The sequence below is a fragment of the Streptomyces sp. NPDC004111 genome, assembly GCF_042874215.1.
Taxonomy (GTDB): domain Bacteria; phylum Actinomycetota; class Actinomycetes; order Streptomycetales; family Streptomycetaceae; genus Streptomyces.
This window is the reverse complement of the sequence record NZ_JBIAMU010000035.1, coordinates 53,547-69,170: the sequence shown is the minus strand read 5'-3', so window position 1 is coordinate 69,170 and position 15,624 is coordinate 53,547. Positions and strand designations below refer to the sequence as shown.

At 71.6% G+C, this 15,624-nt stretch carries 11 protein-coding genes; 6 read left to right on the top strand and 5 right to left on the bottom strand.

Features of this window, described 5'->3' with window-relative positions:
* Nucleotides 1-176: 176 nt before the first annotated feature.
* Nucleotides 177-662: a ribose-5-phosphate isomerase gene (locus ACFYVL_RS42280; RefSeq protein ID WP_389255051.1), complete on the bottom strand. Its 486-nt coding sequence runs from the start codon at nt 660-662 to the stop codon at nt 177-179.
* Between the two features lie 246 nt (nt 663-908).
* On the opposite strand from ACFYVL_RS42280, the gene ACFYVL_RS42275 reads away from it, so the two are divergent.
* Complete coding sequence (locus ACFYVL_RS42275) at nt 909-2,417, top strand: amino acid permease (protein ID WP_389255049.1); 1,509 nt, start codon at nt 909-911, stop codon at nt 2,415-2,417.
* Here ACFYVL_RS42275 and ACFYVL_RS42270 read toward each other — a convergent pair.
* On the bottom strand, nt 2,384-5,521 hold the full coding sequence (locus ACFYVL_RS42270; RefSeq protein WP_389255047.1) for a protein kinase: 3,138 nt from the start codon (nt 5,519-5,521) through the stop codon (nt 2,384-2,386). The genes ACFYVL_RS42275 and ACFYVL_RS42270 overlap by 34 nt on opposite strands.
* A gap of 456 nt (nt 5,522-5,977) precedes the next feature.
* Between ACFYVL_RS42270 and ACFYVL_RS42265 the strand changes: the two genes are divergently transcribed.
* Entirely contained in the window at nt 5,978-6,529 is a 552-nt protein-coding gene (locus ACFYVL_RS42265; RefSeq protein ID WP_389255045.1) for a hypothetical protein, read from the top strand.
* Between the two features lie 121 nt (nt 6,530-6,650).
* Here the strand turns inward: ACFYVL_RS42265 and ACFYVL_RS42260 are convergent, their stop codons facing one another.
* The gene (locus tag ACFYVL_RS42260; protein WP_389255043.1) at nt 6,651-7,235 is read right to left on the bottom strand and encodes a biotin transporter BioY; all 585 of its coding nucleotides are present in this window, start codon (nt 7,233-7,235) and stop codon (nt 6,651-6,653) included.
* A gap of 288 nt (nt 7,236-7,523) precedes the next feature.
* On the opposite strand from ACFYVL_RS42260, the gene ACFYVL_RS42255 reads away from it, so the two are divergent.
* The 3 genes from ACFYVL_RS42255 (at nt 7,524) to ACFYVL_RS42245 (ending at nt 11,318) form a co-directional block, all read left to right on the top strand.
* Nucleotides 7,524-8,906, top strand: coding sequence for an amino acid permease (locus ACFYVL_RS42255; RefSeq protein ID WP_389255041.1), 1,383 nt, complete (start codon nt 7,524-7,526; stop codon nt 8,904-8,906).
* Nucleotides 8,907-9,037: 131 nt separating this feature from the next.
* Complete coding sequence (locus ACFYVL_RS42250) at nt 9,038-10,450, top strand: amino acid permease (protein WP_389255038.1); 1,413 nt, start codon at nt 9,038-9,040, stop codon at nt 10,448-10,450.
* Between the two features lie 223 nt (nt 10,451-10,673).
* The gene (locus tag ACFYVL_RS42245) at nt 10,674-11,318 is read left to right on the top strand and encodes a superoxide dismutase (RefSeq protein WP_389255036.1); all 645 of its coding nucleotides are present in this window, start codon (nt 10,674-10,676) and stop codon (nt 11,316-11,318) included.
* A 162-nt stretch (nt 11,319-11,480) separates the two neighbouring features.
* On the opposite strand, the gene ACFYVL_RS42240 is transcribed toward ACFYVL_RS42245, so the two are convergent.
* Nucleotides 11,481-12,101 carry a hypothetical protein gene (locus ACFYVL_RS42240; RefSeq protein WP_389255034.1) on the bottom strand — a complete coding sequence of 207 codons (621 nt, stop codon included), beginning with the start codon at nt 12,099-12,101 and terminating at the stop codon, nt 11,481-11,483.
* A gap of 114 nt (nt 12,102-12,215) precedes the next feature.
* The gene (locus ACFYVL_RS42235) at nt 12,216-12,851 is read right to left on the bottom strand and encodes a DsbA family protein (RefSeq protein WP_389255032.1); all 636 of its coding nucleotides are present in this window, start codon (nt 12,849-12,851) and stop codon (nt 12,216-12,218) included.
* A gap of 163 nt (nt 12,852-13,014) precedes the next feature.
* Here ACFYVL_RS42235 and pepN point away from each other — a divergent pair, with 163 nt between their 5' ends.
* Complete coding sequence (gene pepN / locus ACFYVL_RS42230) at nt 13,015-15,588, top strand: aminopeptidase N (protein ID WP_389255030.1); 2,574 nt, start codon at nt 13,015-13,017, stop codon at nt 15,586-15,588.
* Nucleotides 15,589-15,624 lie beyond the last annotated feature (36 nt).

Below are 15,624 nucleotides of genomic sequence, written 5' to 3'. Positions count from 1 at the left end.
GGCGGGGTGCGTGCGGCTCCGCCGGGGGCCGCCCCCTTGCCCGCCCGTTCCGCCCCCGGGGGGCGGCCCCGCCGCCCAAGGGGGCGGGGGCGGGGTGGGGTGGGGTGGGAAGGGGCGGCCCCGCCGCTCGAGGGGGCGGGGTGGGGCCGCCGCCCGAGGGGCGGGGCAGGGGGGGGTTACGGCTGGGGGTGGTGAGGGGGGATGGGGGGGAGGTCGCCGGTGGTCTCGTAGGTGGAGAGCATCTCGATGCGGCGGGTGTGGCGGGGCTCGTTCGAGTACGGCGTCGCGAGGAAGATCTCGACGAACTTCGTGGCCTCGGCCTCGGTGTGCATGCGCCCGCCGATGGAGATCACGTTCGCGTTGTTGTGCTCGCGGCCCAGCGCCGCCGTCTGCTCGCTCCAGGCGAGAGCGGCCCGTACGCCCTTGACCTTGTTCGCGGCGATCTGCTCACCGTTGCCGGAGCCGCCGATCACGATGCCGAGCGAGTCCGGGTCCGCGGCCGTCTTCTCGGCGGCGCGCAGGCAGAACGGCGGGTAGTCGTCCTGGGCGTCGTAGATGTGGGGACCACAGTCGACGGGCTCGTGGCCGTGGGCCTTCAGCCACTCGACGAGGTGGTTCTTGAGTTCGTATCCGGCATGGTCGGAACCGAGGTACACGCGCATGGTCGAAGTGTGGCACGTGGTGCGCCGGGTAGGCAGGACCGGGGTAAGGACCTCGGTCCCCCGTTCGAAAGGACCGAAGCCCCGTTCCCCGCCGGACCGACGTCCCGGACTTCCGTCCGTACAACGATCCGGAATCAGCTCTTCCGATTCATTCGGGGCTCGGCTTGAATGCGGGGGCTCGTAACCCGGGCGTCAGGACCTGTGGGCCCGATGACGTGACCCACGACGGACGAATGAGGATTGTGCATGAGCGCGCAGCCGACCCAGAAGGCGGAGCAGAAACGAGAGCCCGGCAGTCCCGGTAACCCCGGAACAGCCGTCTCCGCCGACAACGGCGGGCTCCAGGCCGGCCTCAAGAACCGCCACCTCTCGATGATCGCGATCGGCGGTGTCATCGGCGCCGGCCTGTTCGTGGGTTCCGGCGCAGGCATCGCCGCGGCCGGTCCCGCGATCCTGCTGTCGTACGCCCTGGTCGGCGCGATGGTCGTGTTCGTGATGCGGATGCTCGGTGAGATGGCCGCCGCCCGGCCGTCCTCGGGCTCCTTCTCCGCGTACGCGGACCAGGCGCTCGGCCGCTGGGCCGGGTTCTCCATCGGCTGGCTGTACTGGTTCTTCTGGGTCGTGGTGCTGGCCGTCGAGGCGACCGCCGGCGCGAAGATCCTGGAGAGCTGGATCCCGGCGGTGCCGCAGTGGGGCTGGGCGCTGATCGTCATGCTCGTGCTGACGGCCACCAACCTCGCCTCCGTGTCGTCGTACGGCGAGTTCGAGTTCTGGTTCGCGGGGATCAAGGTCGTGGCGATCGGCGCGTTCGTCGTCATCGGTCTGCTGGCCGTCTTCGGCGTCCTGCCCGGCTCGGACAACCCGGGCGCCGGCTTCGCGCATCTCACGGACACCGGAGGGTTCTTCCCCAAGGGGTACGGGGCGATCCTGACCGGTGTGCTGATGGTCGTCTTCTCGTTCATGGGCTCGGAGATCGTCACGCTCGCCGCCGGTGAGTCCGAGGACCCGCAGCGCGCCGTCACCAAGGCCACCAACAGCGTCATCTGGCGCATCGGCATCTTCTACCTCGGCTCGATCTTCGTCGTGCTGACGCTGCTGCCGTGGAACGACCCGTCGATCGTCGCCGAGGGCGGTTCCTACGTCGCCGCGCTGAACTCGATCGGCATCCCGCACGCCGGCCAGATCATGAACGTGATCGTCCTGACGGCCGTGCTGTCCTGCCTGAACTCCGGCCTCTACACCGCCTCCCGGATGGCCTTCTCGCTCGGCCAGCGCAAGGACGCCCCGGCCGCCTTCACCAAGGTCACCAAGCGCGGTGTGCCGCAGACCGCCATCCTGGCGTCGGTGGTCTTCGGCTTCGTCGCCGTCTTCTTCAACTACATGTGGCCGGACACGGTCTTCCAGTTCCTGCTGAACTCCTCGGGCGCGGTCGCCCTGTTCGTGTGGCTGGTCATCTGCTTCACCCAGCTGCGGATGCGCGGCATGATCCTGCGCGAGGACCCGTCCAAGCTGGTCGTGAAGATGTGGCTCTTCCCGTACCTGACCTGGGCGACGATCGCGATGATCTCGTTCGTGCTGGTCTACATGCTGACCGACGACGCGGGCCGCACCCAGGTGCTGCTGTCGCTGCTGGTCGCGGCGCTGGTGGTGGGCTTCGCCCTGGTCCGCGAGGTCGTCCAGAAGCGCAACGGCACGCTGCCGCCCGGCTCCGCCGCGGGTGCTCAGAGCGGTACGAAGGACTCCGTCACCCGCTGATAGTTGCCGAAGGCCTCGGCGCGGGCGGCCTGCTCGAACCAGACGTTGAGCTGGTACGACTTGCCGCCCGCGTTGAAGCCGATCTGCCGGGCCTGCCAGGGCCTGCCGCCCTCGGTGAAGAAGTACTCCCAGATGATGGCGGGCCGGCCCTGGAAGGTGGTCCGCTCCAGCCGGATCTTCGAGTAGCCCGCCACGTCGTGGGAATCGGCCTCGAACTGCTCCCACTGCTTCAACAGATCGCCGCCCCGTGCCAACCCGTACGAGGCGGCGATTTCCTGTGTGCCGTCGGGCGAGTGGTAGTGGACGTTGGAGGGGCTCTTGGCGCTGCGCGTCCAGCCGGACGGCGGCACCCAGGAGAACCCGGTCTCGTTCCGGCTGCCGGGACGGACCCCGGTGGTGGGCGGCCGGGCGGTCCCGGCGACGGTCGGCGCGGTGGTCGGCACACCGGTGCTGGTGCCGCCGCCGGTCCGCCCGGGTTCGTTGCCCTGCATCAGTACGACGACGAGCGTGGCGACCAGCGCGACCCCGACCCCGGCCCCCGCCACCGCGGCGACCCGGGCCCGCGGCCGACGCACACGGGGACGCGGCTCCGGACGCGCGGGAACCGTCACGGGTTCGGGATCGTACGGAGACGGAGACGCAGACGCAGTACGGGCGACGGTGTCGGGGGCGGCTTCGGGGGTGGTGGGCTCGGGGGTCGTGGGCTCGGCGGTGTTGGTCTCGGACGTGGCCTCGGGTGCGGTGGGCTCAGGGGTGGTGGTCTCCGGGGCGACCTCGGGTGCGGTGGGCCCGGGTGCGACTGGCTCGACGGTGGGCTCGTGAGTGATGGGCTCGTGAGTGATGGGCTCGTGAGTGGTGGGCTCGTAGGTGGTGGGCTCGTGAGTGATGGGCTCGCGGACGAAGGGGTCCGCGACGGTGGGCTGGCGGGTGGTCGGCTCGGCTGCGAGGGCGTTGGGAGTGGTGCGCTCGGGAGTGGTCTCCGGGGGCGCGGCCGTCTCCGCGGCGGCCAGGTCAGGGGCGGCGATGTCAGGCGCGGCGGTCTCCGGAGCAGCCGTACCAAGGGCCGTCGAGTCGGGTGCGGCCGTACCCAGGACCGCCGGGTCAGGGGTGGCGATGTCAGGCGTGGCCGTCTCCGGAGCAGCCGTTCCGAGGTCCGTCGAGTCGGGGGCGGCCGGCTCCGCTGCGACCGGCTCGGGGGTGTCTGTGCCAGGCGTGGCCGGCTCGGGGGTGGACGGGTCAGGGGTGGCGATGTCAGAGGCGGCCGTACCGAGGGCCGTCGAGTCGGGAGCGGGCGTACCGAGGGCCGCCGGGTCAGGGGCGGCCGTGTCCGGGGCGGGCGTACCGAGGGCCGCCGGGTCAGGGGCGGCCGTGTCCGGGGCGGGCGTATCGAGGGCCGCCGGGTCAAGGGTGGCCGGGTCGGCGGCGAGCGAGTCAGCTGCGGCCGGTTCGGGGACGGTCGGGTCAGGGACGTTCGGGTCAGGAGTGGTCGGCTCGGGGGTACGTGTGGGGGGTGTGCCGGTGTCCAGTTGGGTCGGTGACTGCACCGGGGGCGCGGGCGACGGCTCCTCCTTCGAGGGGGCCGGGGACTCCGCGGCCGGGGCCGTGGCGGGCGGCTGCGCCGGGACGGGCGGCGGCATCCGGTCCTCCGGCGCGGGTGCGTCGCTCCTGCGGCGGAACCGCACTCCCCTGCCCCGCCTGCGCGCGGGTGCGTCCGCCGGGACGGGGCCCGTCCTCGGGTCGGGCCGCACCGGGGGCCGCTGTTCCAGCCGCCCCTCGCGCACCCGCAGCTCCGTCGTGTCCGACCTGCTGACGGGCCAGGCATCGCGCGCGGAGCCCCCCAGCCCGGTGTCGCTCCCTGCTACGGCATCGGCCCCGGCCGGTGCACCGGGCTCGGCCGGGGGTTCACGTACGGGCTCGGGCTCCTGCTCCTCCGGAGCGGGCGCGGGAACCGGTGCGGGAGCGGCCGACCCCACGTCGGCCGCCGCCCGCCCGGTCTCCGGGTCCGGCGCGGGCTCGGGCTCGGGCTCGGGCTCGTCCTCCGCCGAGGGCGCGGCCCCGACTCCGCCCCCGGCCCCGGGGGCAGGGCCGGGGCCTGCCTCCTGCTCCGGCCGCGACCCCCGCTCCGGCGCCTGCTCCGGCCGCGAAACCTCAGCCCCCTCCCGCTCCGTCCTGACCACCCACGTCGGGGCGTGCGGCGACACCTCGTCCGGGGCCGGGGCCGGGGCCGGGGGCGGCTCCGCGGCGGGTTCGGCCACGTACCCGCCCGCAGCCTCCGCGACCGGCTCCGCGGCGGGCCGGGCCGGGGCGCCGGGCCGGGCGGACTGCGGGCGCTCCACCAGCGTCGGCGTCCGCGGCGGGCCCAGCAGTGCCTCCAGCGACGCGTACAGCTCGTCCACCGTCGGGCGGGCCTGCGGCTCCTTGGCCAGCAGGGCGATCAGCAGCGGGGCCAGTTCGCCGGCCTCCGCCGGGATCTCCGGCTCCTCGTAGAGGACCGCGTGCAGCGTGGCCATCGTGGTGGGGCGGGTGAAGGGAGAGGTGCCCGCGACCGCCGCGCACAGGGTCGCGCCCAGCGACCAGAGGTCGGACGGGGTGCCCTGGGGGCGTCCGCCGACGCGCTCGGGGGCCATGTAGTCCGGGGAGCCGACGAGCATCCCGACGATGGTGAGGGCCTTGGTGTCCTGGATGGCGGCGATGCCGAAGTCGGTGAGGACGACGCGTCCGTTGCCCCGGCCCAGGAGCACGTTGCCGGGCTTGATGTCGCGGTGCAGCACGCCGCGCGCGTGCACCTCGCGCAGCGCCGCCGTCACCCCGAGCCCGATCCGGGCCGCCTCGCGCGGGGAGACCGGGCCGTCCTCGACGAGAAGCTGCTCCAGCGACCGCGAGTCCACCAGCTCCATCACGATCCACAGCCGCTCGCCCTCGTCGGCGACGTCGTAAACCCGCACCACATTCGGGTGGTCTATACGAGCCGTGGCCCTGGCTTCCCGCAAAGTCCTTTCGCGGCGAATTCGATTGTCCTCTGCATCCAATCCGTCGACGCGCATTTCCTTTACGGCGACGGAGCGGTCCAGAATCTCGTCATAGGCACGCCACACACGCCCCATGCCACCCTGGCCTATCGCCTCTCCCAACCGGTAACGCCCGGCGATCAATAACCCCTGCACCCCGCCACTCGCATACCTCGGCATTCCCGTCCCCCTCCTCAGCACCTGCTGCGACCAGGACAGAAGCATTAACTTCCCACCATTGCATCACAGTTGGACGCAATCTTGTGGTACTCCTGCATGTACAGCTGACGCTGTTCAGAATAAGGGGGCCGAGAAATGCACGAAAAGATCGGTAAAGAGATCGTCGGCAGGCGTGCCGGATCTTGCCTGGCGGTCGCGGCAGCGTCCGTTCTTTTACTCCCGTACGGCGCGTTCGCCGCCGAACCCACACCCGGAAGCTCGCAGGGCGGAACCCCCGGCCCCAGCGCTCCGGCGGACCTCAAAATCTCGACCGAACTTCCCACGAAAATTTCGGTCGACAACAAAACCGGAAAGACAAAAATCACCGCGACAGTGGCAAACAAGGGCACGAAGGCGACCGGTCAGATCACCATGTCCGTCGTCGGCTTCGACGGACTGAAGGTCGACGGCGTGCCGGGCTGTGTGCAGATCCCGGCGAACCGGCTGCCGAAGGGCTCCAACAGCGGCTTCGCCTGCGTCGTCGCCGACCTCGCCGCGGGCAAGTCCAAGTCGTACGACGTGGACGCGACCTTCGACCTGAAGAAGACGGGCAAGATCTGTCTGCCGGTGACCGAGGGCACCAGCGAGAAGCTGCTCTGGCAGCAGGGCCCGGTCGACTTCGGCACCACCACACCGACACCGAACGCACCCGACACCCCGCTGCTGCTCAACACGGCGAACGTACCGTTCGGCCCGGACACCCCGTCCCCCGCCCCCAGCGGCACCACACCCCCCACCAAGCCCCCGGGCAGGCCCGGCGGGCTGCCCAGGACCGGCGCCGGCGTGGACGCGCTGCCGCTGGGCGTGGCGGGCGCGCTGCTGATCGCGGCGGGCGGCGCGGGCTTCTGGTGGAGCCGCCGCGAGCGCTCCGCACGGCAGCACTGAGCCGACCCGCACCGCGGCCCGGCCCGGCCCGGCCCGAGTACCGCACGACAAAGGGGCTGCTTCGGGGTTCGTCCCCGCAGCAGCCCCTGCGTACGCGTGCGGCGGGCGGACCCGCGGCGCCTCAGCCCCTGCGGCCGGCCAGCTTCCACGCGGCGGGCAGCGCGCCCATCGCGAGCGCCGCCTTGAGCGCGTCGCCGATCAGGAAGGGGACGACGCCCGCGGCGAGCGCGGCACCCAGGCCCATGCCGGTGACCGCCATCAGGTACGGGACGCCCACGGCGTAGACGATCGCGGAGCCGACCGCCATGGTGCCCGCGGTCCGCAGCACCGAGCGGTCACCGCCGCGCCGGGCCAGCGCGCCGACGGCCGTGGCGGCCAGCAGCATGCCCAGCACGTAACCGAACGAGGCACCGCCCGGACCCGAGGTGCCGGCCTGGAACCACGGCACTCCGGCCATGCCCACCAGCGCGTACAGGGCCAGCGACAGGAAACCGTTGCGGGCGCCGAGGGCGGTGCCGACGAGCAGCGCGGCGAAGGTCTGGCCGGTGACCGGCACCGGCGAGCCGGGCACGGGGACGGCTATCTGGGCCGCGATGCCGGTGAGCGCGGCGCCACCGACGACGAGCGCGGCGGTGCGCACGCGGCTGGCGGGGAGCAGGTCGGCGAGGACCGCACCGGGGCGGACGGATACGGCAGCAGTGCTCATCGGGACTCCGCGGGGAAGAGAGGGTGGCAGTCAGGGACATGGCGACGTTAGCCCAGGGGTTAACGCTCGATCACCCTAGAACGCCGACAAAGCCTGGGACAGGGGCTTGGTGGACTTCGCACAAAGGGCCCCCGGTCGGGGCCCGGGGACGTGATGCGCATCACTGGCGGCGTAGAGAGATAGGTCCCTTTTGCGTGGCGGGTGCGGGAGAGGGGAGACTGTGGGGTCCCGCCAAATCCCCCCTGGCCGCGCGCCCCCGCTCCGCGGCCCTTCGAGAGTACGAGCGCCATGCACGACCAGCAGCTCCGCACGCCCGAGCCGAAGGAGCCCCTGTCCGGCGGGCTCAAGCAGCGGCATCTCACGATGCTCGGTCTGGGCGGGGTGATCGGGGCGGGTCTGTTCGTGGGCTCGGGGGCCGGGATCGCGGTGGCGGGGCCGGGGATCGTCCTGTCGTACCTGATCGCGGGCGCCGTCGCGATGCTGGTGATGCGGATGCTCGGGGAGATGTCGGCGGCGATGCCCGCGTCGGGCTCGTTCTCGGTGCACGCGGAGCGGGCGCTCGGCCGGTGGGCGGGGTTCAGCGTCGGCTGGCTGTACTGGTTCCTGCTGGTGGTGGTCCTGGCGGTGGAGGCCACCGGCGCCGCGAAGATCGCCAACGGCTGGGTGCCGGGGATCCCGCAGTGGGGCTGGGTGCTGATCTTCATGGTGGTCTTCACGGCCGCCAACCTGTCCGCGGTGAAGAACTTCGGCGAGTTCGAGTTCTGGTTCGCCGCGCTCAAGGTCGGCGCGATCGTCCTCTTCCTCGTCCTCGGTCTGCTGGCAGTCTTCGGGCTGCTGCCGGACACCGAACCGGTCGGCACCGTCAATCTGACCGGGCAGGGCGGTTTCCTCCCCCACGGGTGGTCCGGGGTGATCTCCGGGGTGCTCGCGGTGGTGTTCGCGTTCGGCGGTCTGGAGATCGTCACGATCGCCGCCGCCGAGACGGACGACCCGGCCCGTGCGGTGGGGCGCGCGGTGCGCAGCGCGGTGTTCCGGATCCTGTTCTTCTACGTCGGCTCGATGCTGGTGATCGTGACGCTGCTGCCGTGGACGTCGATGACGCCGGGCCTGAGCCCCTACGTCGCGGTGCTCGACCGCATCGGGGTCCCCTCGGCGGGCACCCTGATGAACATCGTGGTCTTCGTGGCCCTGCTCTCCGCGCTGAACGCCAATCTGTACGGGGCGTCCCGGATGGTCTTCTCGCTGGCCGAGCGCGGCGAGGCGCCCCGGGGTCTGCTGGTCACCTCGCCGGGCGGGGTGCCGCGGCGGGCGGTGCTCGCCTCGGTGGCCTTCGGCTTCCTCTCCGTACTGCTCAATCTGCTGTGGCCGGACACCGTCTTCCTCTACATGCTCAACGCGGTCGGCGCGGTGCTGCTGTTCGTGTGGGGGCTGATCGCCGTCTCGCAGCTGCGGCTGCGGCGGCGGATCGAGCGGGAGGCGCCGGAGCGGCTGACCCTGCGGATGTGGGCGTTCCCGTATCTGACCTGGGCGGCGCTGGCGGCGATGGGGGTCGTGCTGGTGCTGATGCTGGGGGACGACACGGCCCGGCCGCAGCTGCTGTGGTCGGCGGGTGCGACCGTGGTGGTGCTTGTGGTGTCGCTGGTGCGGGAGTTGCGCGCGCGGCGTGCCTAGATTTTCACCGTGTGTGAGCGTGGTGTCCGTATAGCGGTCCACTGTTCCCTCTGACCGGTGCGCGTGCCGAGACTGTGAGCCACTTGCCGCCTCGCTCCCCCACCGTCTCAGCTAGTGAACAGGGCACGCCCATGTCTCGGACCTCCGCCCCGCCGCCCGAAGCACCGACCGAAGCGTCCGCCGGCTCCTCCCTCGGCAGCGGTCTCAAGCAGCGTCATCTCTCGATGATCGCCCTCGGCGGGGTGATCGGTGCCGGGCTCTTCGTCGGTTCGGGCACCGGCATCGCCGCCGCGGGGCCCTCCATCGTCGTCGCGTACGCGATATCCGGCCTGATCGTCATGCTGGTGATGCGCATGCTCGGGGAGATGTCGGCGGCCAATCCGGCGTCGGGCTCCTTCTCGGTGCACGCCGAGCGGGCGATCGGGCCGTGGGCGGGCTTCACGGCGGGCTGGTCGTTCTGGGTGCTGCTGTGCGTGGCCGTGGGCATGGAGGGCATCGGCGCGGCCAAGATCATGACGAGCTGGCTGCCGGGTACGCCCGCGTGGGCGTGGGTGGCCCTGTTCATGGTGGTGTTCCTGGGCACCAACCTGGCGGCGGTGAAGAACTTCGGCGAGTTCGAGTTCTGGTTCGCCGCCCTCAAGGTCGGTGCCATCGCGCTGTTCCTGATCATCGGCGCGCTCGCCATCGTCGGACTGCTGCCCGGCTCCGACGCCCCGGCACCCGGTGCGGCGAACCTGACGGGCGAGGGCGGTTTCTTCCCCAACGGCTCCGAGGGCCTGATCATCGGCCTGCTCGCCTCGCTGTTCGCGTACGGCGGCCTGGAGACGGTGACGATCGCCGCGGCCGAGTCGGAGAACCCGGTGCGCGGTGTCGCCAAGGCGGTGCGCACCGCGATGTGGCGGATCGCGCTGTTCTACGTCGGGTCGATGGCGGTCGTGGTGACCCTGGTGCCGTGGAAGGACGAGAAGGTCGTCGAGGTCGGCCCGTACGTGGCGACCCTGGACCACCTGGGCATCCCCAGCGCGGGACAGATCATGAACGTGATCGTGCTGGTGGCCCTGCTCTCGGCGATGAACGCCAACATCTACGGCGCGTCCCGGATGGCGTTCTCGCTCGTCCAGCGCGACCAGGGGCCGAAGTTCCTCGCGAAGGTCTCCGGCGGCGTGCCGCGCCGGGCGGTCGTCGCCTCCTCGGCCGGCGGCTTCCTGTGCGTGCTGCTGAGCTACTGGCGGCCGGACGACATCTTCAAGTGGCTGCTGAACATGACCGGTGCGGTCGTCCTGGTGGTCTGGGTCTTCATCGCCGTCTCGCAGCTGATCCTGCGCCGGCGCACCGAGCGCGAGGAGCCGGAGAAGCTGGCCGTGCGGATGTGGCTGTTCCCGGGGCTGACCTGTGCGGCGCTGGTGGCGATGTGCGGGGTCTTCGTGCTGATGGCGATGCAGCCGGACACCCGGGAGCAGTTGTGGATGACGGCGGGGCTGACGGTGGCGCTGGCCGTCGTCGGTTTCGTACGGCAGAGGGCGAAGGAGGGGGTGCGGGGCTGACGCCCCTCCCCCTCGGCCAGGGGCCCGGTCCGCGCTCGGTGCGCGGGCCGGGCCTCCGCGTTTTCGCGGACCTGGCCGGCCCGGATCCGGGTCCCGGCGACCCCTGATCGGACCGTCGTCCTAGGTCCATTTACTGAGGCAGACCTTAGCTGCCGCTTCGAATAAGTGCTGGTAGCGTGCAGCTGCATACGACTTGCAATAAGCATCGGAGGGGTCGGACGACATGGCCATCTACACGCTTCCTGAACTTCCGTACGACTACGCGGCGCTGGAGCCGGTGATCAACCCGCAGATCATCGAGCTGCACCACGACAAGCACCACGCCGCCTACGTCAAGGGCGCCAACGACACCCTGGAGCAGCTCGAAGAGGCCCGCGACAAGGAGTCCTGGGGCTCGATCAACGGCCTGGAGAAGAACCTCGCGTTCCACCTCTCCGGCCACATCCTGCACAGCATCTACTGGCACAACATGGCCTCCCCGAAGGACAGCGGCGGCGGCGAGCCGCTGGCCGCGGACGGCGTGGGCGACCTCGCGGACGCGATCACCGAGTCCTTCGGCTCCTTCGCCAAGTTCAAGACGCAGCTGACGAAGGCCGCCGCGACGACGCAGGGCTCCGGCTGGGGCGTCCTCGCCTACGAGCCGGTCTCGGGCCGCCTCATCGTCGAGCAGGTCTACGACCACCAGGGCAACGTCGGCCAGGGCTCGGTGCCGGTACTGGTCTTCGACGCCTGGGAGCACGCCTTCTACCTGCAGTACAAGAACCAGAAGGTCGACTTCATCGAGGCGATGTGGGCGGTCGTCAACTGGCAGGACGTGGCGAAGCGGTACGCCGAGGCGAAGGACCGCACCCCGCTGATCACTCCGTGACCCGGAGTTCCCGGTAGCACCTGCCACCCCCTCCCGCCCGACCGGCGGGAGCCCCGATACGCCCCCCTCGTGATCGTCTTCTCAACCTTCACCGGGCGGGTGGATGGACGAAGAGCCCTCGCGAGGACATGACTCGCGGGGGCTCTTCTGTGCCGGGGGTGCTCAGCGCGGCAGGTAGCCGGTGCGGCCGGCCGCCACGTACGCGTGGGCGAGTCCCGTGGCGTGGAGACGGGCGAAGGGGGTGAAGGGGATGCCGCACCCGGAGCCGGCCGGGTCGAAGTTCCAGCTCTTGCGGAACTCCACCCGGTAGTAGCGCGGGTTGGGGCGCACCACCCGGTACTGGACGCCGCGGACCGCCAGCCACCAGTCCACCGAGGTGGACGGGGTGATCCGGACGCCGCGCCAGTCGTCGGTGCCCGTCCAGCGGCCGGCCTCGGCCTCCATCAGGCGGGCGTTGACCGCCGCCCTGACCGGTGGCAGGGCCGCCAGGGTGGCGGCGTCGAGCGGGAAGGGGGCGCCGGTTCCCGCGAGGTAGTGGCGCAGCGCGGCGGAGGCGCGGCGCAGGCCGGTCAGCCGCCAGAGGCCGGCCAGCAGTTGGCACCCTGCCCGCACCACCCGGTCGGTCGGGCGTACGGGCAGGGCGGTCCGGGGGGTGGTGCCGTGCGGCGCGGGCGGGTCCTCGCGTGCTCCCGGGGCGCCCGGCAGTTCTGCTTCCTGCGCGGGGCCGGGGACGCGGGGGAACCCGCCCCCGGCTATGTCACCGCGTGTCTCACCTGTCTCCATACGGGGACGCTAAACGGGTTTGCCCGCACCTGCCCGCCGGGAGCGGCCGGACGGTGACGGCGCGCGGCACCCGGGTGCCCCTGTCGAGGACCGGCACCCGGATGCGGGAGCGCCTCAGTCGAAGACCGGCTCCTGGGTACGGGTGCGCTTCAGCTCGAAGAAGCCCGGGGTGGAGGCCACCAGCAGGGTGCCGTCCCACAGCCGGGCCGCCGCCTCGCCCTTGGGGGCGGGGGTGACGACCGGACCGAAGAAGGCGACCTGTCCGCCGTCCGCGCCCGGCACCGCGATGACCGGGGTGCCGACCTCCTGGCCGACCAGCGAGATGCCTGACTCGTGCGAGGCGCGCAGTTCCTTGTCGTACGTGCCCTGGGTGGCGAAGTCCGCGAGGGAGGCGGGCAGGCCGACCTCGGCGAGCGCCTCCGGGATCACCTCGGGGTCGGTGACGCCGCGGCCCGCCACGTGGATGCGGTTGCCGAGCGCGGTGTAGAGCTTGCCGACGACCTCGTCGCCGTGCTGCTGCTGGGCGGCGATGACGACCCGGACCGGGCCCCAGGCCGCCTTCATCGCCTCCGCGTACTCCTCGGGCACGTCGCGGCCCTCGTTGAGCACGGCCAGGCTCATCACGTGCCAGCGGACCTCCACGTCACGGACCTTCTCGACCTCCAGCATCCAGCGGGAGGTCATCCAGGCCCACGGGCAGAGCGGGTCGAACCAGAAATCTGCGGGAGTCTTGGCAGCCGTGTCGGACATGTCGGTATCTCCTCGGTGCGCATCGCCATAAGGGTGTGCCGGGACAACCCACCGCGTCCCGCACCCATTCCCGTGTTCGATTCGACAGGTGCACATGCGAGGATCGGTCCTGTTTCGAGTGTGTCGATCCGAGTGTGTCGATACGTGTCACGAAGGAGTGCCCGTGCCCGGTGAGAACCTGTCCCGCGACGAAGCCCAGTCGCGGGCGGAGCTGCTGTCCGTCGACGGTTACGAGGTCGCGCTCGACCTGCGTTCGGCGGTCGGCGACCACGAGGGGGACGGGCCGCGCACGTTCCGCTCGGTGACGACGATCCGCTTCCGGTCCGCCACGCCCGGCGCCTCCGCCTTCGCCGACCTGGTGGCCCCCTCGGTGAACGCGGTGACCCTCAACGGCACTTCGCTCGACCCGTCGGCCGTCTTCGACGGGGCACGCGTCGCCCTGGACGGCCTGGCCGCCGAGAACGTCCTGGTCGTGGACGCCCAGTGCGCCTACAGCCGCACCGGCGAGGGCATGCACCGCTTCGTCGACCCGGAGGACGGCGAGGTCTACCTCTACACCCAGTACGAGCCGGCCGACGCCCGCAGGGTGTACGCCAACTTCGAGCAGCCCGACCTCAAGGCGCCGTACCGCTTCTCCGTCACAGCGCCCGAGGGCTGGACGGCGTGGAGCAACGGCGCGGGCGAGCTCGACGCCGACGGGGTCTGGCAGTTCGCCGAGACGAAGCCGATCTCCACGTACATCACGGCCGTGCTGGCGGGCCCGTACCACTACGTGAGCGACACCTACACGCGCGCGCTGCCCGACGGCTCCACGCTGGAGATCCCGCTGGGCGCGATGTGCCGCAAGGGGCTGGCCAAGCACTTCGACGCGGACGACGTCTTCCTGATCACCAAGCAGGGCCTGGACTTCTTCCACGACAACTTCGACTACCCCTACCCCTTCGGGAAGTACGACCAGGCGTTCGTGCCGGAGTACAACCTGGGCGCGATGGAGAACCCGGGCCTGGTCACCTTCCGCGAGGAGTACATCTTCCGCGGGCGGACCACGAACGCGGCGTACGAGGGCCGGGCCAACGTCATCCTGCACGAGATGGCGCACATGTGGTTCGGCGACCTGGTCACCATGCAGTGGTGGGACGACCTGTGGCTGAAGGAGTCCTTCGCGGACTTCATGGGCTCCTTCTCGATGGTGGAGGCGACCCGCTTCACCGACGGCTGGATCACCTTCACCAACCGCCGCAAGGCGTGGGCCTACCGCGCCGACCAGCTGCCCTCCACGCACCCGATCACGGCCGACATCCGTGACCTGGAGGACGCCAAGCTGAACTTCGACGGCATCACCTACGCCAAGGGCGCCTCGGTCCTCAAGCAGCTCGTCGCCTACGTCGGCCGGGACGCCTTCCTGGAGGGCGCCCGCCGCTACTTCAAGGCGCACGCCTACGGCAACACACAGCTGGGCGACCTGCTGTCCGCGCTGGAGGAGACCAGCGGCCGGGACCTCACCGGCTGGTCGCGCTCCTGGCTGCAGACGGCCGGCGTCAACTCCCTCACCCCGGAGGTCACCTGCGACACCGAGGGCCGCGTCACCGAGCTGGCCGTGGTGCAGGAGGCCGCCGCGTCCCACCCGGAGCTGCGCCCGCACCGCGTCGCAGTGGGCCTGTACCGCCTGGAGGGCGGCGAGCTGGTCCGCTACGCGCGGGCGGAGACCGACGTGGCGGGTCCGCGCACGGTCGTCGGCGAGCTGGCCGGCGCCGAGCGTCCCGCGCTGGTCCTGGTCAACGACGACGACCTGACGTACTGCAAGATCCGCTTCGACGCGGGTTCGCTGGACACGCTCCGCAACCACCTGGGCGACCTCGTCGACCCGCTGGCCCGCGCGCTGTGCTGGTCGGCACTGTGGAACCTGACCCGTGACGCACTGATGCCCGCCCGCGACTTCGTCGACCTGGTGCTGCGGTTCGCGGGCCGGGAGAGCGACATCGGCGTGCTGCAGATGCTGCACGCCTGGACGCAGTCGGCGCTCGGCCACTACGCGGCACCCGAGTGGCGCGAGGAGGGCGGGCGGCTGCTCGCCGAGGGGGCGCTGCGCGAGCTGCGCAACGCCGAGCCGGGCAGCCAGCACCAGCTGACCTGGGCCCGCTTCCTCGCCGCCGTGGCCTCCTCGGACGCCGACTTCCAGCTGCTGGAGGGCCTGCTGGCCGGTACGGCGAAGATCGACGGCCTGGACGTGGACCAGGAGCTGCGCTGGGCGCTGCTGTCGCCGCTGGCCGCGCACGGCCGGGCGGACGAGGGCGTGATCGGCGCCGAACTGGCCCGTGACGACACGGCGTCGGGCAAGCGGCACCAGGTGCGCTGCCTGGCGGCACGGCCCTCCGAGGCGGTCAAGGCGCAGGCCTGGGCCGCGGTGGTGGAGTCGGACGCGCTGTCCAACGCGCTGGTCGAGGCGACGATCGCGGGCTTCGAGCAGGGGAGCCAGCGGGAACTGCTGGCGCCGTACGCGGCGAAGTACTTCGAGGCGATCGAGCGGGTGTGGAGCGAGCGCTCGATCCAGATCGGGGTGCTGATCGTGAAGGGCCTGTACCCGGCCCTCCAGGACCCGGCCGGCACCCTCGCCGCGACCGACGCGTGGCTGGCCGCGCACGCGGACGCGGCGCCGGCGCTGCGCAGGCTGGTGCTGGAGGCGCGGGACGACCTGGCGCGGGCGGGCCGCGCACAGGAGTGCGACGGCCGGGCGTAGTTCCGCCCCCCCTACGGGGCCGGTCGGCCGGCCGCG